The sequence below is a fragment of the Xenorhabdus sp. SGI246 genome (assembly GCF_040838225.1).
Taxonomy (GTDB): Bacteria; Pseudomonadota; Gammaproteobacteria; order Enterobacterales; family Enterobacteriaceae; genus Xenorhabdus; species Xenorhabdus indica.
The window spans coordinates 37,133-56,284 of record NZ_JBFPEZ010000043.1; the positions used below are offsets into that span (position 1 = coordinate 37,133).

The window sequence follows — 19,152 nt, forward strand, 5'->3', positions numbered from 1 at the left end:
TATGCTGATACTCATTCAGGAATCGAGAGCTAAAAATGTCAGAGCATAATGAAACTCATATAGCAGAATTACGCCGCGAATATATGCGTGGTGGATTACGGCGGAAAGATCTTACTAAAGAGCCGATGGATTTGTTCGGACTGTGGTTCAAACAGGCTTGTGAAGCCAAACTCAGCGATCCAACAGCAATGTGTATTGCGACGGTTGATGAGCATGGTCAGCCTTATCAGCGTATTGTTTTATTGAAACACTTTGATACCCGTAGCCTGGTGTTTTATACCAATCTTGGCAGTCGGAAGGCGAAACATTTAGCTCAAAATAACCGTATTAGTCTCCATTTCCCATGGTATCAGCTTGAGCGACAGGTTAGTTTCCTGGGAAAAGCTGAGCGTTTATCACCTGTTGAAGTGGTGAAATATTTTCACAGCCGTCCGAAAGATAGTCAGATAGCAGCTTGGGCTTCACAACAATCTTCTCGTATTTCTGCCAGAAGTATTTTAGAAGGTAAGTTCCTAGAGTTGAAACAGAAATTCCAGAATGGCGAAGTGCCGTTACCCAGTTTCTGGGGGGGATACCGGGTTGAGTTTGATTCAGTAGAGTTTTGGCAGGGAGGTGCTAATCGTCTTCATGATCGTTTTCTGTACCAACGTGAAGGAGATGAGTGGCATATTGATCGTCTGGCGCCTTAACTGTATCAATTACCATTTTTAATACTGGCACTTATATTACTGGCGTTTTATGCTATAGCGCGCGATTTATAGCAAATTGTGACAACTATATATGCCTAATAGATTGCAAGTTGCAGTGCAGCAGTCAGTGAACACAATCGATAAAGCCTGCAACTTGAAAGACAAAGGGTATAACTACAGAATACAAACCGATGGAGTCATTGATGTCTAGCAATAACCTGATTAAACAACTGCAAGAGCGGGGCCTTATTGCCCAGGTAACGGATGAAGAGGCGTTAGCGGAAAGACTGGCGCAAAGTCCGGTCTCTCTCTATTGCGGCTTTGATCCTACCGCTGACAGCTTGCATTTGGGCCATCTGGTTCCCTTGCTGTGTTTAAAAAGATTCCAACTGGCAGGGCATAAGCCGATAGCGTTGGTAGGTGGAGCGACAGGTCTGATTGGCGATCCGAGTTTTAAAGCTGTGGAGCGCAAATTAAATACAGAAGAAACTGTCAAAGAGTGGGTTGAAAAAATTCGTAAACAAGTTTCACCATTCCTCGATTTTGAAGGTGAGAATGGTGCAGAATTAGCCAACAATTATGAATGGTTTGGCGAAATGGATGTACTGACTTTCCTGCGTGATATAGGCAAGCACTTTTCCGTTAACCAGATGATCAATAAAGAAGCGGTGAAGCAGCGCCTGAACCGTGATGATGTTGGTATTTCATACACTGAGTTTTCTTATAACCTATTGCAATCTTATGATTTTGCTAACCTGAATGGAAAATACGGTGTTGAATTGCAGATCGGTGGTTCAGACCAATGGGGCAATATTACTTCAGGTATCGATTTGACACGCCGTTTGCATCAGAAACAAGTATTTGGTTTGACAGTACCTCTGATTACTAAATCTGATGGCACCAAATTCGGTAAAACAGAAGGTGGAGCAGTTTGGTTGGATCCTAAGAAAACCAGCCCATATAAATTTTATCAGTTCTGGATTAACACAGCAGATGCTGATGTGTATCGTTTCCTGAAATTCTTTACTTTCATGAGCATTGAGGAAATCAATGCGTTGGAAGAAGAAGATAAGAGCAGCGGTAAAGCTCCGCGTGCTCAGTATGTTCTGGCCGAAGAGGTTACCAGGCTGGTACATGGTGAAGCGGGTTTTACTGCGGCGAAACGTATTACTGAAAGTTTGTTCTCTGGCGCAGTCGCTGATTTGACCGAAGATGATTTTGCACAATTAGCGCAGGATGGCATGCCGGCAATTGAACTTGAGAAGGATGCTGATTTGCAACAGGCTCTAGTGACCGCTGAATTTGTTCCTTCCCGTGGGCAGGCGCGCACCATGATCAGCTCCAATGCGGTTTCCGTTAATGGTGAAAAACAGTCTGAGCCTATGTATGTGTTTACCGATAATGACCGTCTGTTTGGACGTTATACTTTACTGCGTCGTGGTAAAAAACATTATTGCCTCATTAATTGGAAATAATTCATAAAAGTGTGACTAAAGGGCAACGTTACTGTTGCCCTTAAAATATCAGCCTGTTAAGCCATTTATGGTTCTTAAACATGGTTTTTAAGCATCACTTCTAAGATAATAAACCAGGCCTTATCATGAAAAATATTCTTTCAATTCAGTCTCATGTTGTTTTTGGTCACGCAGGAAACAGTGCATCTGTTTTTCCGATGTGTCGTATGGGAGTGAACGTATGGCCATTAAATACGGTTCAGTTTTCTAACCATACTCAATATCCACAATGGCGCGGGTGTGTGATGCCGCCGGAGCATCTGGCTGAGATTGTGCAGGGAATTGGTGAAATTAATAAATTAGCATCCTGTAATGCTGTACTGAGTGGTTATATTGGTTCGGCGGAGCAGGGAAACTATATTCTTGATATCGTGAAACAGGTTAAACAAGCTAATCCTGAGGCATGGTATTTCTGTGATCCTGTTATGGGACACCCGGAAAAAGGGTGTATTGTTGCTCCGGGAGTGGCCGAATTCCTCACTGAAAAGGCGTTACCTATTAGTGACATCATTGCCCCTAATTTACTGGAACTTGAAACACTCACTATGCGGGAAATCAAAGAGGTAGAACAAGCAATATCCGCAGCCCGTTTACTGTGTGAAAAAGGTCCTAAAATTGTTTTAGTTAAACATCTTAGTCGTGCAGGCTACCGAAAAGATAATTTCGAAATGTTGCTGGTAACTAAAGAAAATAGCTGGCATATCAGCCGGCCATTGATCGATACGGGTGAACGTCAACCCGTCGGAATAGGTGACTTAACCAGTGGCTTATTCCTCGTTAACCTACTGAAAAGCCCGTCTTTAACAAATTCAGCATTGCAGGCTGCGTTGGAACATGTTACCGCAGGAGTTTATGAAGTCATGCTGGAAACGCAAAAAAGAGGAGAGTTTGAGTTACAGCTTGTTGCTGCTCAGGATAAGATGGTAACCCCAACCCATAAATTTAGCGCCGTGCAAATCAGATAGTTACAACGTTAAATATAGCGGTGCGTCCATACAGAGTGAACATCAGGTTATCCACGTTTGGCTGGCCTGAACAACCAAAATAAGGACAGGGGCGAGTAGCTGCCCCTTTTTGAATCTTATATATCAAAGTATCAAGTCATCTTGAAAAGCATCTTTTCAAAATAATATCTATCATACAAGCCTGCGTCTGTTGTATATGTTCGCAGTCCGCTCATAAGTATATTTCCTTTATCGGTTCTTAATGATTAATTTAGATTAAAAAATCAATAAGTTATAATAAATTTTAGGGTTCTCTTCTTTTAACGCATTGATAGATAGAATTTACAACATGGCAATAGAGGGAACATATTAATCCTCCTTAATTGTCTGCTGGCTTTTGAATTATAGTAATCAGAAACATTTATCTATACTAAAGCGGATAGGTAAATAACCTACATGATATAGCAATTATCATCTTAGTATTTCATTAACGGTGAAGTAATAGCGCCCCATAATATTTTGAATAATTTCATCATAGGGAGAATGACATGAAAATTATTAATTTTTTATTTGGTATCGTCTTGTCCTTATTTATTTTAACTTCACAATCAGTGTTGGCTGCTGAAACTTATCACGTGAGTATGGAAAATATCTCTCGAACTCCAGGGTCTTTGCTTGTGGTTGGTAGGAATGATTCAAAGTGCATAACTCAGAGAGGTCCGGGTGTAGTATATTTAGGGTTACATCCAGCAGTAAGTTTTGATATTACAGATCAAAATGGAATTCTTGAAGGATGTTTTCAGACAGATAAATTTATAGAATGGAGCATAGATAATGGAAATAACATGCCTCCACGCCCACCAGAATGTAAGGTGAAATTTGAAGTTTACCCGTCGGATGGAGGGTGGATTTGGACAATTGAGACTTCGTTTTGTCCTTCTGGCTCTATTCAAGAAGCAACGTGTGGAGGAGAAGATTGTTTAGACAAGCCCGTTATTTTGCATAGAGAAAATCTGAATATAAAAATGAAGTTTGATGGCGATAAGTTTGTTCGATAACTGAAGGAAATTGATCGTTTATTTCCTATTGAACATTTAAAAGCCCCATAACGGGGCTTGTTAAAATGCGCTAATTAGCGATGGAACTATACTCTCAATGTGATATCAATTGCTATTTACCGAAATTATTTCAATTCCAGTTCATTCATGGCAGCGATGCTGAACCCGCCATCAACATGCAGGATCTCACCGGTAATACCACCAGCCAGATTAGAGCACAGGAATGCAGCAGCATTACCCACATCTTCTGTGGTAACGGTACGACGGATAGGCGTGACAGATTCACAATGTGCCAGCATTTTACGGAAGTCTTTGATACCAGACGCGGCCAGAGTACGGATTGGGCCTGCGGAAATACCATTAACACGAACACCTTCAGCACCCATAGCATTTGCCATGTAACGTACATTTGCCTCCAGAGACGCTTTTGCTAATCCCATAACGTTGTAGTTAGGGATTGCACGCTCTGCACCTAAATAGCTTAAGGTAAGCAGGGCTGAGTCAGGGTTCAGCATGCTGCGACAGGCTTTTGCCAACGCAACAAAGCTGTATGCACTGATATCATGTGCAATTTTGAAGCCTTCACGATTGACGGCATTGACATAATCGCCGTCAAGTTGTTCAGCAGGTGCATAGCCGATAGAGTGAACAAAACCGTCGAATTTAGGCCATACTTTACCTAGTTCAGCGAACAATGCGTCGATACTTTCATCTTTAGCCACGTCGCATGGCAGAACGATGTTCGAATTCAATGAAGCAGCGAATTCTTCGACACGAGGTTTCAATTTGTCATTTTGGTAGGTAAAAGCCAGTTCAGCACCTTGATCGTGCATTGCCTTAGCAATTCCATAGGCAATAGACAGTTTACTGGCGACGCCAGTGATTAGAATGCGCTTGCCGGTCATGAAACCCATAGCAGTTCCTTATTGTTCTTAATGTTCAAAATACCAAAGTTAATATTATAGAATAATAATATACTCACTATAACTAGGGTATTCATTGTTAATAAATGGGCATGATTCTACCACGCTGGAAAAAAATGTGGTGAGTTTCCACTGCTGTTCCGATCACTGATTAAAATCTACCCAATAATATCAAGTGATATCCTGTCTCCATGCTTCGGCGGACAGCGGTTCGCCAAAATGGCTGGCTATCAACTTGCGTGTAATATCATGTAATGGAGAGGCCAGCACTTCGGCTGTATTACCGCGCTCTACGACTTTCCCCTGATGCATGACCAACACCTGATCACTGATATGTTTCATCATACCGAGGTGTTGTGTGACATATATATAGGCAATACCATGTTTCTCCTGTAATTCCAGCATCAGATTAATAATCTGGGAACGCATAGACATATCAAGAGAAGCCAATGCTTCATCAGCAACAATAATTTGAGGTTGTAATATTAGTGCTCGTGCCAATGCTACACGCTGCTTTTGACCTGAAGCCAGCATATGTGGGTAATAATTGGCATGATCGGGCAGTAGTCCGACTTGGCGTAATGTTTGATTGATGCGTTTTTCCCGTTCAGAAGGAGAAAGTTTTGTATTCAAGATCAAAGGCATATCCAGAATTTGACCAATCCGTTGACGGGGATTTAATGACGTACTGGGATCTTGAAAAATCATACGGATGAGCTGGCTGCGGTAACTATAGTCTCCATAAACCAGTTTATGATTTTTGATCGAGATTTCACCTGATGTAGGTTCGATAACCCCTGACAGCATTCTGGCCAGTGTGGATTTGCCTGAGCCATTTTCCCCGATAATCGCCAGCGTTTTTCTGGGCTGCAAAGTAAAACTTACGGGCTTCACGGCATCAAGATAATGGCGGCGGAAAAATCCGGTACGATAGTGGAATGTTTTCGTCAGGTTTTTAACTTCCAATAATGTCTCGACCACTTATTGTTCCTCCATGTTCAAGGGGAAATGACAGGCAAAAGTATGACTTTTGACTCCCCGCAATCGTGGCGTTTCAATGCAAGTCTTTTGGGCATAAGGACAACGAGGCCCAAGACGGCATCCAATCGGCAAATGTTCCAATGATGGAATCACACCGGGTAGGGTGTTTAGGCGGCTTTTATGGGGGAGTGGGCTATCGAAGTCAGGAATCGAACGGATCAATGCCTGTGTATAAGGATGACGAGGAGTGACCAGCAACTCATCAGGTGTAGCACTTTCCACCGTTTGACCACAATATAATACGTTGATACGCTTTACCAATTTACTCATCATTTGCAGATCATGGCTAATTAACAAAATCGTCATGTTGTTGTTTTGATTCAGGCTCGATAGTAAACGAAATATTTGGGCCTGCGTTGTTGGTTCCATTGCATTGGTTGGTTCATCGGCAATCAGCAATCTTGGTTGATTGGCAAGTGCAATGGCAATCATCACTTTTTGACATTCTCCATCGGTTAACTCATAAGGATAAGAGTTCATAATGTCATGATGATCTTTGATACCTACCCGATGGAGCAATTCAATAGCACGACGTTTTTTCCAATTAAATCGTTGCCACCAACGACCTTTAAATGTCCAGCCGGGAATAGATTGAATAAGTTGTTTACCAATACTTTCCGATGGATCGAGGCATGATTGGGGTTCTTGAAATATCATTGAAATATTGTGACCAATAACTTTACGGCGCTGTTTTGGTGTCAAGCGCAATAAGTCAATATCATTAAAGCGGAAGCGATCTGCGGTAACTGTAAGGTTATCTTTGGTGACACCACAGATAGCCTTGGCGATGAGGCTCTTACCAGAACCTGATTCACCAGCCAGTCCAAGTATTTCACCTTCGGTTAACGAAATACTCATCCTGTCAACAGCTTTGACAGGGCCTTCTGCCGTCATGAATTCAATTGTAAGATTACGGATATCGAGTAATGGCATTATTCGACTCCTGCATTAATAGCGCGGTGTAAGCCATCACCAAGTAAATTAACCAGCAGGACGCTGAGCATAATCGCTGCGCCGGGCAACATCACTGTCCAGGGGGCAGTGTAGATTAATTCCAGTGATCCACCGAGCATAGCTCCCCATTCAGGTGATGGCAATTGTGCACCAAGATTGAGAAAACCTAAGGCTGCAATATCAAGGATGGCAATCGAGAAAGTACGCGTTAATTCACTGACTATCACAGCAGTAATATTCGGAAAAATGGCATAACGTAGAATATGATAATTTGAAGCGCCATCCAAACGGGCAGAAATAATATATTCTTTATCCAACTCGTCGTGTACAGCAGTGTAAATGGTCCGTACGATCCTTGGTAATAAGGCCAGCCAGATAGCAATCATTGCATGTTGCAGACTGGCTCCCACAAAAGCAACCACAATGATAGCCAATAACAGTGAGGGAATAGAAAGTAGAGTGTCAAGAATGTGGTTCAGAATTGCAGATTTTAACCCATGTGTAATGCCAGCAAGGCTACCGATAAATAATCCGACAATGGCCGCGGCTGTAGTCACGATCAGCGCTGCACCAAAAGTAGAAGAAGTGCCAATCAATAACCGACTGAAAATATCCCGCCCAAGATCATCTGTGCCAAGAAAAAAGGCAACGTTACCGTAATGTGACCATGAAGGAGGCATCAACTGGTCGATAAATTGCTGATCAAGCTGATATGGAGCAATATGGTTACCGAAAAGACTTAAGACAATCAAAATCAGTACGCCATAAAAACCCGTCATTGCCAGTGCGTCAGCATAGAAAAAACGCCAGATAACTTTTAGGGGCGAAGGCGTTTTCTTTTCACGGTAAAAATTATCTAAGGGCATACCATTCCTTATGTTTTAAGGGATTAGCCATCGCGCCAATAATATTTGTCAGCACGTTAACTGAAATAACTAAAGTGCCTATCACCATCACACCCGCAGAGATAGTCGAATAGTCCTGCTGACGAATGGCACTGATAAGCCAACGCCCCAATCCCGGCCAATTGAAGACTTGTTCCGTGACCATAGCTAATGTGAGCATGGTTGAGAATTGTAATCCTAGCTTGGGGATAATGGGGGGCAGGGCATTATGCAGTAAATGACGACGGATAATCGTCAGTCTTGATAAGCCACGAATGGAAGCAGATCTTATATAGTTGGATGCTGAAACCTCTTCCGCACTATTACGCATCAGGCGAATAACATCAGTCATCGGAGCAACTGACAGTGTGATAACAGGTAAGATCATATGCAGGATGACATTCATGATCATTTCATGACGATAAGGGCTTTCTGATAACCAGGCATCAATCAATGCGGAACCTGTTACGGGTTCCATTCGGTACAATAAATCAATCCTTCCTGATACTGGTAACCAACCTAAGTGCAGTGAAAATAAGAGAGTGAGTAGCAAAGCCAGCCAAAACCCAGGAATAGAAAAACCAAACAGTGCAAGCGTGCTGATAATTTTGTCTGCCTTTTTATTTCGCCATACACCAGCAATAATCCCTAAAGGGATACCCATTAATAATGCCAGAGTGAACGAAAGCAGACAAAGTTCAAGAGTTGCCGGAAATACATCGTACAGTTGTTCAACAATTCTCTCACCATTAATGCTGGAAATACCAAAATCCCATTGTAGCAGACCGTGAAAATAGAACAGATAGGCATCAATCAGTGATGCACCGCTCAAAGGTCCATGAGGAGTAAAATACATCAGACTAAAACTGATTAATGAGAGAAAAAATAACGTCACAACCAGCAATAGCAAACGACGCAGAATATAAATAATCATTTACTTCCCTTTTCGTTTTTAGCAGGCGTAAGTTCAGTGGATATATGTTCAGTAGATGTATGTCCAGTAGATATATAGCGTTCCTGCTCTCGGTAAACACCGGCAAAAGAGCTATTGCCAAAGGGACTCAGAACTAATCCTTTAATATCATAACGAAATATCTGTGATCTCATTGGATAAGCTAGTGGTAATACAGGTAATTGTTGGGCAAGGATTTGTTGTGCTATATGATAACTTTTGATACGTGACGCGAGTTGTTGATCTAACAGTGCCTGGTGGATTGCATTATCAAATGTCGGATCACACCAACGGCTCAAATTTGTTTGAGATGCGATAGCTGCACAACTGAGAAGCGGGCGGAAAAAACTATCAGGATCGTTACTGTCAGTAGACCAACCCGCTAACGTCATATCATGGGTTTTGTCCATTAATTGGTTTTCCTGAAAACGGCCTTCAACAGAGCGGATAGACATGTTAATACCGACATGCGCCAAATCTGCCTGAATCAACTCTGCCATTTTCAAAGGGCTTGGGTTATAAGACTGTGAAGTGGTTGGCACCCACAATGTCAGTTCCAACCCATTTAAACCCAATTTATGGAGTATCTTGCGGGATTTTGCCGGATTATATTCGGTGATTTCAGCACGATTATCATAAGCCCACGATGCTCTTGGTAAAATAGATGCGGCAGTTTCAGCCGTGCCATAATAGATAGCTTGCATCAACCTTTGGTTATTGATGGCATACGCAATGGCCTGACGCACTTCCAGTTTATCTAATGGCGGTTTACTGGTATTGAATGCAAGATAAGCAATGTTCATCCCTGGACGTAAAGTCAGGCGTAGGTTCTGATCACTATGGAGTAAACTCCATTGGTTAGCCGTTGGGTAGGCCAATACGTCACATTCACCAGTGAGTAATTTGGATATTCTGCCTGTACCACCCGCTCCGGTATCTACAACGAATTGTTTCATCAATGGCTTACCTTTCCAATAGTTATCATGCCGGACGAGACGGATATATTGTTCCATCTGATAATCTTCCAGCATGAATGGCCCTGTCCCGACGGGCTGCCAGTCAATTTGCTCCTCCCTGTTTATGTGATGCAGTTTCTGCCCGTATTCGGCAGATAATATCGGAGAATAATGAGTGGCTAAATGCCAGAGAAAAGAAGCATCAGGCGCATTCAGGCGGAACTCGACAGTATATTTATCGATTTTTCGGATATCCTGAACGGAATCACCAAACTGTAAGCTATCAAAATAGGGGTAATGCCCGCCATTGACATAATGATAATAGTGCGTTTTGTCGAATAAACGGCGGAAGCTGAAGATAACATCATCAGCGTTCATCGTACGGGTCGGAGTAAACCAGGCAGTTGATTGAAAAGCAACGTTATGACGTAAGTAAAAACGGTATGTTGCTCCGTTATCCTTTACTTCCCAGCGAGAAGCTAATTCTGGCATTAAACGATAAGTTAGAGGGTCTACCCCCAGTAGACGATCATAAATCTGGGCGGCCAGAGTATCTACAGTCAGGCCGCTAATAGCCATTTGGGGGTTAAAGGTACTTAGGTTACCGTTGACGCAATAAATAAAGCCATTTTGCCGCAGGGCTGCCGGAACATAAGATATACCTTCTGATATATGTCCATGAGTCACTTTGACAGTAGCTTTAGTCGTTTCTGGAATAGCTGTCTCAGCAGCCAGAGTGGATGCTGAAAACAATAATATGATCCAGTAAATCAAATAGCGCATATAAAACATCAGTTATAGGAAAAGTCTGGCTATTGTAACTTAACTCCCCCTTCTTGCTCAAAAACAACGGGCGGATCACTATAGTGAGAAAAATTCTCAATAAAATACTTTACAATCACTATTGATAAGCATTATCATTCGCATCGTGCTGTTGAGATGTGTTTCGTGACCCCAGTCTGTTGTCTCAATATGCATGACATTGCTCACATTGCTTCCAGTATTTTTATTATTAGCCAGCTCGGGTGCTGGCTATTTTTTTGTGTAACCTTCTGCATTTTTTCTTTTTTTAGCCCATAACTAAGCTATCAATAACCCATAATTTTTAATCCATAACATGAATATTGATGTGGTGTTTTTTGATTAATCCACGTAATTGATGGTATGTCAGGTTGAGTTTTTCAGATGCTTTTTTCTGGCTGTATTGGCTTTCTGTTATTGCTTGTATAATCAGTCGCTTTTCACAGTCGTTTTGCCATTGTCTTAAATCGAGAGGTAAATCGGGAAGAAAATAGTCACTGGCTGTGTTATGGTCGGAGGTTTTCTCTGACACCGTTTGTGCAGCAGATGAAAATATTGGTGATGTAGAAAAAGGGTTGATAATAACAGTAGTTAATTCATTTTGATTATCTCCATGACGGTAGATAGAGCGCTCTATGACATTTTTCAATTCACGAACATTGCCGGGCCAATGGTAATCGAGTAATTGCTGTTTGGCTTGCTCGGTAAATCCCGGAAAGAAAGGAAGGTTTAATTCCTGACACATTTGAATGGCAAAGTGTTGTGCCAGTAACATAATATCTTGATGTCTTTGGCGCAATGGAGGGATGTTGATAACATCAAATGCCAGCCTATCGAGCAGGTCAGCTCTGAATTTTCCATGATCTGCCATAGCAGGTAAATCTTCATTGGTGGCACAAATCAGCCGGACATCAACTTGTAAAGCCTGACTGCCTCCCACGCGTTCAAAATATCCATATTCAATAACCCTTAACAGCTTTTCTTGTACTTGCATTGGAGCAGTAGCAAGTTCGTCAAGAAACAGTGTCCCGCCATCGGCTCGTTCAAAACGCCCCAGATGCTTCGAACGGGCACCGGTAAAAGCTCCCGCTTCGTGACCAAAAAGCTCTGAATCCAGCAAATTCTCGTTGAGGGCAGCACAGTTCAGTGAAATAAAAGGGCCTTGCCACCTGGGAGAAAGATAGTGCAGACGGCGGGCAATTAGCTCCTTACCTGTTCCCCGTTCCCCCAAAACCAAAACAGGTTTATTTAATTTTGCCAATTCAGAGACTTGCTCCAAGATCTCAATAAAATTGTTTGCTTCCCCTAATAGGTTATCAGTGAACTGATTCATAATTTTTCCACTAATGGATAGTATTTTTCGCCAATTATTGATTGATTTAACCACAATAGAACATTGTAAGAAAAAATCAAATGAAAATTAAGTGATATATTTCAATAGGATAATTTAGAAATAAAAGTTGGCACATATCTTGTATTTAACTAAATGCCTTACTCTGTATCTTACTTAACAGTACACAGGCATAACATACATTCTAATGAAAGAGGTTTATGATTATGGGTATTTTTTCTCGTTTTGCTGATATCGTTAACGCTAATATTTCTTCCCTGCTGGATAAAGCAGAAGATCCACAAAAAATGATCCGCTTGATGATTCAGGAAATGGAAGATACGCTGGTGGAAATACGTTCAACATCTGCACGTACTTTGGCCGAGAAAAAACAGCTTCTGCGCCGTATCAGCACCGGAGAGAGTCAAATTGAAGGTTGGCAGGAAAAAGCCGTACTGGCATTGAGTAAAGACAAAGAAGATCTGGCCCGTGCTGCCTTGATTGAAAAACAAAAAGTCAGCCAATTGGTTGAAACGCTGAAAAATGAACTGTCTATTCTGGATGAAACGTTTGATCGTATCAAAGGAGAAGTTGCTGAACTGGAAAACAAATTGATAGAAGCGAGGGCAAGACAGCAGTCTTTGACTTTGCGTCATCAGGCGGCGGCTTCTTCCCGTGAAGTACGTCGTCAGTTAGACAGCGGTAAAATTGATGAAGCTATGGCTCGTTTCGAGCAGTTTGAGCGCAGAATTGACCATATGGAAGCAGAAGCGGAAGCTGTTGGTTTGGGGAAAAAGCAATCGCTGGAACAGCAGTTTGCAGAATTGAAAGCGGATGATGAAATCAGTGCACAACTTGCTGCACTCAAGGCTAAAATGAGTGCTAAAGATTCACAGTGATAGCAAATGTTATTCGCACTTTCATTGATAACTAAGGAAAGGTAATGGCCTATATATTTCTGGGGATCCCGCTGATCCTGTTTGTGCTCTTTGTGTTACCCATCTGGTTATGGTTGCATTACAGTCACCAGAATCGCGGTAAATTAGAGAACAATGAAATTCAACGTTTGGAGCAACTGGCAGAAAACGCCCGGCGTATGCAGGAGCGGATCAACACGCTGGAAGACATTCTTGATGCAGAACATCCAAACTGGAGACAGTCATAATGTCCAACTCTTACCGTGGAAAACTTTACCGTTTGCCAGAACAGGGAGTGATTAAAGGCGTGTGTGCCGGGTTAGCGCACTATTTTGGTATCCCAGTTGCGCTTATTCGTACCATAACAATATTGTCACTATTCTTTGGATTATTTGGCATAACAGTATTGGCTTACATTATCCTGACCTTTGTATTAGATCCCGCACCTGCGGGATATCAGGCAGGGGAAAACAGAGCACCATCAACCCGAAAAATGCTGGATGAAGTTGACTACCAATTGCGGGCAGGGGAAGAACGTTTGCGCCAAATGGAACGTTATATTACTTCTGATACCTATAATGTGCGCAGCCGATTTCGCCAGCTTTAAGTCATGCTGGATAGATTTTCAGTGAGGCAACTTGAATTATTGGCAGCGCTTATAAGGTTGCTACGGTTGCAATCCCTCGCCCGTTATCTCTCACCCATTGTTGGGTGAGGGAACTCACCTATTCGGAAAATCTAAACCATAATAAACAAGTTATGATAAAAATGGACGACATTGGAAATACCTTTATTGAAATATGGCAGGCATAAAGCATAAATAATGTCATGGTGTCCAATTCAGGAGAAACATGAAACGATTGCAAAATGAACTGACGGCACTTGTTAATCGTGGAATCGATCGCCATTTACGGCTGGCAGTGACAGGATTAAGCCGTAGTGGGAAAACAGCATTTATTACTTCTTTGGTCAATCAGCTTCTGCATGTTCACAGTGGTGCCAGATTACCGCTGTTTTCAACTGTGCGTGATGGACGTTTATTAGGTGTAAAACGAGTACCACAGCGGGATTTTGGTGTTCCCCGTTTCACCTATGATGAAAACATGGCTGCATTGCATAATATACCGCCTTATTGGCCAATTCCGACGCGGGGAGTGAGTGAAATCCGCCTTGCTCTGCGTTATCGTTCAGAAGATTCTTTATTTCGTTATCTCAAAGAAACCTCCACCCTCTATCTGGAAATTGTCGATTATCCGGGAGAGTGGCTATTGGATTTACCTATGCTGGAACAGGGTTATCTGGCATGGTCACGGCAGATGAACGGATTGTTGAAAGGTGAAAGGTTAAACTGGGCTGAACCGTGGTTGGCATTATGTAAACAGTGTGACCCACTGGCACCTGCCGATGAAAATCTGTTGGCCAGAATTGCGCAGGCTTATACGGATTATTTACACCAGTGTAAAACACAGGGGCTACATTTCATTCAGCCGGGGCGTTTTATCTTACCGGGAGATTTGATGGGAGCACCAGCGCTGCAATTTTTTCCCTGGCCGGATATTGATCGAATCGGAGAACCTCAACTACTTAAGGCGGATAAAAATACCAATATTGGTATGCTGCGTGAACGGTTTACGTATTACTGCAATCACATCGTAAAATATTTTTATAAAGAACACTTTCTTCGTTTTGATAGGCAAATTGTTTTGGTTGACTGTTTGCAGCCATTAAACAGTGGCCCCCACGCTTTTAACGATATGCGTCTGGCGCTGACACAACTAATGCAGAGTTTTCATTATGGCAAGCGGACGCTATTTCGTCGTTTATTTTCACCTTGTATTGACAAGTTAATGTTTGCAGCGAGCAAAGCGGATCATGTCACAGCGGATCAACATGCCAATCTTGTTTCCCTTCTCCAGCAACTTGTACAGGAAGCGTGGCAGAATGCTGCATTTGAAGGGATCAGTATGGACTGTGTCGGCCTTGCATCAGTTCAGGCAACTGAAAGTGGTATTGTGGTGCATGAGGGAGAAAAGATCCCGGCTATCAAGGGAAACCGTTTATCAGATGACAAGTTATTGACATTTTTTCCGGGAGAAGTGCCACAGCGTTTGCCTGATAATGATTTTTGGCAAAAGCAGGGTTTCAATTTTGAATCATTTCGGCCAAGACAAGTTAATATTGATGAGTCGTTACCTCATATCCGCATGGACAGTGCGATGGAGTTTTTATTAGGAGACAAACTGACATGACGGACTCTTTGAAAGCGGAGCCAAAGGGATATGGCTCCTTAAAACCAAGAGTGGATTTTGATGATCTTTTATCAACAACATCAGAACCTTCGCTGAAATCCCAAAAAGAATTCAATGAACGAGAGAATGAGTTCTATCCGGTTATGCCTGAATTGAATGCTGAAGAGCAGGAAAGTGAATTTGAAGGAGCAGTGAATGCAGCATTGAAGCCTAAGCGCAGCTTGTGGAGAAAAATTTTTTCTGGCGCAGTACTGTTATTGGGAGTCAGTGTTATCGCTCAGTTTATGCAATGGATATATCAATCGTGGCAACAACAGGATTGGATTGCATTGGGTGTAGCTGCCGCAGGCAGTTTGATTATCTTTGCGGGAATAGGGGGGGTAATCAGTGAATGGCGTCGTCTTTACCATTTGCGCCAGCGGACAGAAGAACGTGATATTGCCAAAACATTATTACAAAGTCATGGCATTAACAGAGGGCGACAATTTTGTGAAAAACTGGCAGAACAGGCGGGCATAGGGCAACAACATCCTGCCTTACAACGTTGGCAGGCGGCTGTGCATGAAACTCACAATGACCGTGAGATAGTCATGTTATACAGCAAGCTGGTTCAACCTGTTCTGGATGAACAGGCCAAAAAAGAGATCCGTCGTTCAGCAGCAGAATCTGCGCTGATGATCGCTGTCAGTCCACTTGCTGTGGTGGATATGGCCTTCATTGCATGGCGAAATATTCGTCTTATTAACCGAATTGCGGCAATATATGGAATTGAATTGGGGTATTTCAGCCGTATTCGTTTATTTCGGCTGGTATTGCTGAATATTGCCTTTGCAGGTGCGTCAGATTTGGTCAGAGAAGTGGGAATGGATTGGTTATCGCAGGATATTGCTGCCCGGCTTTCAGCCCGTGCTGCGCAGGGGATTGGCGCGGGGCTACTTACGGCGCGTTTGGGAATTAAGGCAATGGAGCTATGCCGTCCTTTACCCTGGATTGATGACGATAAACCCAAGTTGGGGGATTTCCGTTATCAACTGATTAATCAGCTTAAAAGTACGTTGGCGACTAAGTCCAAGAGTGAAGCTAAAAAAACAGGACTGTAACCAATTAGAAACCATCATTAACCAGAAGCAACTGTCACTTTAATTTGACACTTTGCTTTATTGTCAACTTTAGCTGACAAGGGGCTTCATCTATCGCACAGTAACGAGTAATATTTCAGACGGTTATGAACATCGTGTAAATAAGGTCGGAATAAATGCGATTGGAAGTTACTTGTCAGGATCGAATTGGGCTGACTCGCGAGTTACTTGATTTATTGGTTTTAAGAAATATTGACCTGAAAGGAATTGAGATCTCTCCTGAACGTCGTATTTACCTTAGTTTTACTCAAATTGATTTCAATACCTTTCGCTTGCTGATGGCAGAAATCCGTCGTATTAATGGCGTGATAGATGTCAGGACAGTGGCTTTTATGCCATCGGAAAAAGAGCACAGAGCGATGTGGACATTACTGGAGTCTGTGCCTGAGCCTATCTTGTCCATTGATATGAAAGGAAATATCGATTTGGCTAATCTGGCATCCCAGACATTGTTTGGCATTAGCAAAGAAAAAATCAGCCAAAAAAATATCAGCCAACTTATCAGTAATTACAATTTCCTCCGTTGGTTGGAAAGCGATCATCATCAGCCTCATTCGGCAACGTTAACTATCAAAGGAAAATCTTATTTGATGGATATGACACCCATGCAATTGACTGATGAAAATCAGAAGATTAAATGTGTGGGAGCGGTGATTATGCTACGTGTATCCGTTTATGCAGAATTTGTGCAGAAAAAGTTGACAGTGAATGACGATCAGGCCTTTAAGAATATTATTGCTGTCAGTCCGAAGATGGTTCATGTCGTTGAACAGGCTCGTAAAATGGCTATGTTGGATCTGCCTTTGTTGCTTATTGGTGATACAGGAACAGGGAAAGATGAATTTGCCAAAGCGTGTCATCTGAGAAGTTCAAGAGGAAAACAACCTTTTCTTGGACTAAATTGTGCATCTATGCCGGATGACGTAGTAGAAAGTGAACTGTTTGGTTATGCAGCGGGTGCATATCCGAATGCACTGGAAGGCAAAAAAGGTTTTTTTGAGCAGGCGAATGGTGGCACTGTTCTGTTAGATGAAATTGGTGAAATGTCGCCACAAATGCAGATCAAATTACTCCGTTTCCTCAATGATGGAACATTTCGTCGTGTTGGAGAGGATAACGAAGTTAAAGTGAATGTCAGGATCATCTGTGCTACTCAGAAGAATTTGGTTGAGTTGGTGCAAAAAGGGGAATTCAGGGAAGATCTTTACTATCGGCTCAATGTATTAACCATCACTTTGCCACCTTTACGGGAACGTCAGGCTGATATCATTCCATTGACGGATTATTTTTCAACTTGTTTTGCCAGAGAGCAAGGTGTAGAAAAACCCAAATTCTCACCTGATCTAGAACAATTCTTGTGTAGCTATTATTGGCCCGGAAATGTGAGGCAGTTGCGTAATGCCATCTACCGGGCATTAACGCAGCTTGAAGGTAATCAATTAAGCCCACAAGATATTCAGTTACCGGAATTAGAAACAGAAACTGCCTTTATCAATGAAGACATTCTGGTTGGCTCTTTAGATGAAATCAGTAAGCGTTTTGAACGTTCTGTCTTGACCCGTCTTTATCGCCACTATCCCAGTACCCGCAAGTTGGCAAAACGACTTGGTGTTTCTCATACCGCTATTGCCAATAAACTGCGTGAATATGGATTGAGTGGTAAAAAACAGACAGTAGGATCGGATTCGAATGATGAATAATACTTGCTTGTACAAACGACAGAATTTTCCCTGGGGATAATGTTTTTCAGGAAATGAATTTTCGGTTGTTATTCCTAGCTCGGATCTCCTGAAGGCAGGTATGTCAGGAGATCTGATAAAGGAATGGGAGATGCGATGTGGGAGTTTTACAGGCTTGTATAAGAGAGGGTTTTATCATCGCAGCTAATTTTGAAATGGAAGACGGGCGGTCTGACACTTTTATTGCCAGCATACAATCAATGACATGTAGAAATGATAAGGAATAACCTTTAGGACATTGTTTGGTTAAAGGTTGATAATGATCTTCAATATTGCGCACAATGCTGACGGGTGGTGGTTTCCCGACAATCAAAGTATGTAATACAGCCCCTAAAGCATAGATATCAGTCCAGGGGCCTTGCTGTCCTTCTTCATTGATGGTGTATTGTTCGCAAGGCGTGAAACCAGGCCTGACAGTGATTTCTTCATCATCAGACAAATGTTCCGTTGTTTTTCGGGCCGATCCCAAATCAAGCAGTATTGGTAACTGATTGTTCTGAATTAAAATATTATCGAGAGAAACATCACAGTGCAGATAGCCTGCCTGATGAAGCGTATTGAGGGCATCAAACAAGGGAAACAAAATACGACACAGCCAGTTCTGCGTAATGAGCTTTGGGTGTTTTAGCTGCAACAGTTTTAGTGTTATACCTCTGTAAAACGGGGTGGCAATATAAGCCGTGCTATTTTGTTGCCAAAAACGCAGAAAACGGGGCAAACATGGATGGTTAAAGCAAGACATTATATGGGCTTCACGCATAAAACTATGAAGACCGATTTTGAATTTCTTTTGCAGACTTGAGCAACGCAGTTTTAATTTTAAATCATTGCGACGGAGCACAATTGCTGATGGCAGATATTCTTTAATGGCAACAGCACATTTTTTACGGTGATCCCAAGCCTTATATACGATACCAAATCCACCTTTACCCACAATTTTTTCAATTTCAAATTCCTTGAAGCAGTACCCGATAGGTAATGCCTGCAATAATGAGTGCCTGTTATTAAAGTAGTTATAGTCGGAATTCTGCATCGGAGATGGCCTCTTGAATCTTTGTTTTG

The 19,152-nt window shown here is 42.2% G+C and carries 18 protein-coding genes; 10 read left to right on the forward strand and 8 right to left on the reverse strand.

The window, feature by feature from the left end:
- Positions 1–35: 35 nt before the first annotated feature.
- The 4 genes from pdxH to ABLA85_RS11160 all read left to right on the forward strand — a co-directional run bounded on the left by pdxH (position 36) and on the right by ABLA85_RS11160 (position 4,205).
- Complete coding sequence (pdxH, locus tag ABLA85_RS11145; RefSeq protein WP_367964081.1) at positions 36–689, forward strand: pyridoxamine 5'-phosphate oxidase; 654 nt, start codon at positions 36–38, stop codon at positions 687–689.
- A gap of 203 nt (positions 690–892) precedes the next feature.
- A complete protein-coding gene (tyrS, locus tag ABLA85_RS11150; protein WP_367964083.1) occupies positions 893–2,164 on the forward strand; it encodes a tyrosine--tRNA ligase in 1,272 nt (423 codons plus the stop codon).
- A 125-nt stretch (positions 2,165–2,289) separates the two neighbouring features.
- Complete coding sequence (gene pdxY, locus ABLA85_RS11155; RefSeq protein WP_367964085.1) at positions 2,290–3,168, forward strand: pyridoxal kinase PdxY; 879 nt, start codon at positions 2,290–2,292, stop codon at positions 3,166–3,168.
- Positions 3,169–3,695: 527 nt separating this feature from the next.
- A complete protein-coding gene (locus ABLA85_RS11160; protein ID WP_367964087.1) occupies positions 3,696–4,205 on the forward strand; it encodes a hypothetical protein in 510 nt (169 codons plus the stop codon).
- Positions 4,206–4,330: 125 nt separating this feature from the next.
- Here ABLA85_RS11160 and fabI read toward each other — a convergent pair whose 3' ends face one another.
- From fabI to pspF, 7 genes are all read right to left on the reverse strand, one after another.
- Positions 4,331–5,119, reverse strand: coding sequence for an enoyl-ACP reductase FabI (gene fabI / locus ABLA85_RS11165; protein ID WP_367964089.1), 789 nt, complete (start codon positions 5,117–5,119; stop codon positions 4,331–4,333).
- Between the two features lie 180 nt (positions 5,120–5,299).
- Entirely contained in the window at positions 5,300–6,109 is an 810-nt protein-coding gene (sapF, locus tag ABLA85_RS11170) for a putrescine export ABC transporter ATP-binding protein SapF (protein WP_367964092.1), read from the reverse strand.
- Positions 6,110–7,102 carry a putrescine export ABC transporter ATP-binding protein SapD gene (gene sapD, locus ABLA85_RS11175; RefSeq protein ID WP_367964094.1) on the reverse strand — a complete coding sequence of 331 codons (993 nt, stop codon included), beginning with the start codon at positions 7,100–7,102 and terminating at the stop codon, positions 6,110–6,112.
- The gene (gene sapC / locus ABLA85_RS11180) at positions 7,102–7,989 is read right to left on the reverse strand and encodes a putrescine export ABC transporter permease SapC (protein ID WP_367964097.1); all 888 of its coding nucleotides are present in this window, start codon (positions 7,987–7,989) and stop codon (positions 7,102–7,104) included. The genes sapD and sapC overlap by 1 nt, the downstream gene beginning before the upstream one ends.
- Entirely contained in the window at positions 7,976–8,941 is a 966-nt protein-coding gene (gene sapB, locus ABLA85_RS11185) for a putrescine export ABC transporter permease SapB (protein WP_367964100.1), read from the reverse strand. The genes sapC and sapB overlap by 14 nt, the downstream gene beginning before the upstream one ends.
- Positions 8,938–10,698 (reverse strand): ABC transporter substrate-binding protein SapA, encoded by a 1,761-nt coding sequence (gene sapA / locus ABLA85_RS11190; RefSeq protein WP_367964103.1) that lies wholly within the window; start codon positions 10,696–10,698, stop codon positions 8,938–8,940. Before sapA ends, sapB begins: the two co-directional genes overlap by 4 nt.
- A 322-nt stretch (positions 10,699–11,020) precedes the next feature.
- Positions 11,021–12,049, reverse strand: a complete 1,029-nt coding sequence (gene pspF, locus ABLA85_RS11195) for a phage shock protein operon transcriptional activator (protein ID WP_367964106.1) — start codon at positions 12,047–12,049, stop codon at positions 11,021–11,023.
- 224 nt (positions 12,050–12,273) lie between these two features.
- Between pspF and pspA the strand changes: the two genes are divergently transcribed.
- The 6 genes from pspA (at position 12,274) to tyrR (ending at position 18,051) form a co-directional block, all read left to right on the forward strand.
- Entirely contained in the window at positions 12,274–12,945 is a 672-nt protein-coding gene (gene pspA, locus ABLA85_RS11200) for a phage shock protein PspA (protein ID WP_367964108.1), read from the forward strand.
- Between the two features lie 44 nt (positions 12,946–12,989).
- A complete protein-coding gene (gene pspB, locus ABLA85_RS11205; RefSeq protein WP_367964111.1) occupies positions 12,990–13,211 on the forward strand; it encodes an envelope stress response membrane protein PspB in 222 nt (73 codons plus the stop codon).
- Positions 13,211–13,570 (forward strand): envelope stress response membrane protein PspC, encoded by a 360-nt coding sequence (pspC, locus tag ABLA85_RS11210; protein ID WP_367964114.1) that lies wholly within the window; start codon positions 13,211–13,213, stop codon positions 13,568–13,570. The genes pspB and pspC overlap by 1 nt, the downstream gene beginning before the upstream one ends.
- A gap of 244 nt (positions 13,571–13,814) precedes the next feature.
- Positions 13,815–15,212 (forward strand): YcjX family protein, encoded by a 1,398-nt coding sequence (locus ABLA85_RS11215; RefSeq protein WP_367964116.1) that lies wholly within the window; start codon positions 13,815–13,817, stop codon positions 15,210–15,212.
- Positions 15,209–16,312, forward strand: coding sequence for a YcjF family protein (locus ABLA85_RS11220; protein ID WP_367964118.1), 1,104 nt, complete (start codon positions 15,209–15,211; stop codon positions 16,310–16,312). The genes ABLA85_RS11215 and ABLA85_RS11220 overlap by 4 nt, the downstream gene beginning before the upstream one ends.
- Positions 16,313–16,467: 155 nt before the next feature.
- The gene (tyrR, locus tag ABLA85_RS11225) at positions 16,468–18,051 is read left to right on the forward strand and encodes a transcriptional regulator TyrR (RefSeq protein WP_367964119.1); all 1,584 of its coding nucleotides are present in this window, start codon (positions 16,468–16,470) and stop codon (positions 18,049–18,051) included.
- 103 nt (positions 18,052–18,154) lie between these two features.
- Here the strand turns inward: tyrR and ABLA85_RS11230 are convergent, their stop codons facing one another.
- On the reverse strand, positions 18,155–19,123 hold the full coding sequence (locus ABLA85_RS11230) for a serine/threonine protein kinase (protein WP_367964121.1): 969 nt from the start codon (positions 19,121–19,123) through the stop codon (positions 18,155–18,157).
- Positions 19,124–19,152: the final 29 nt, after the last annotated feature.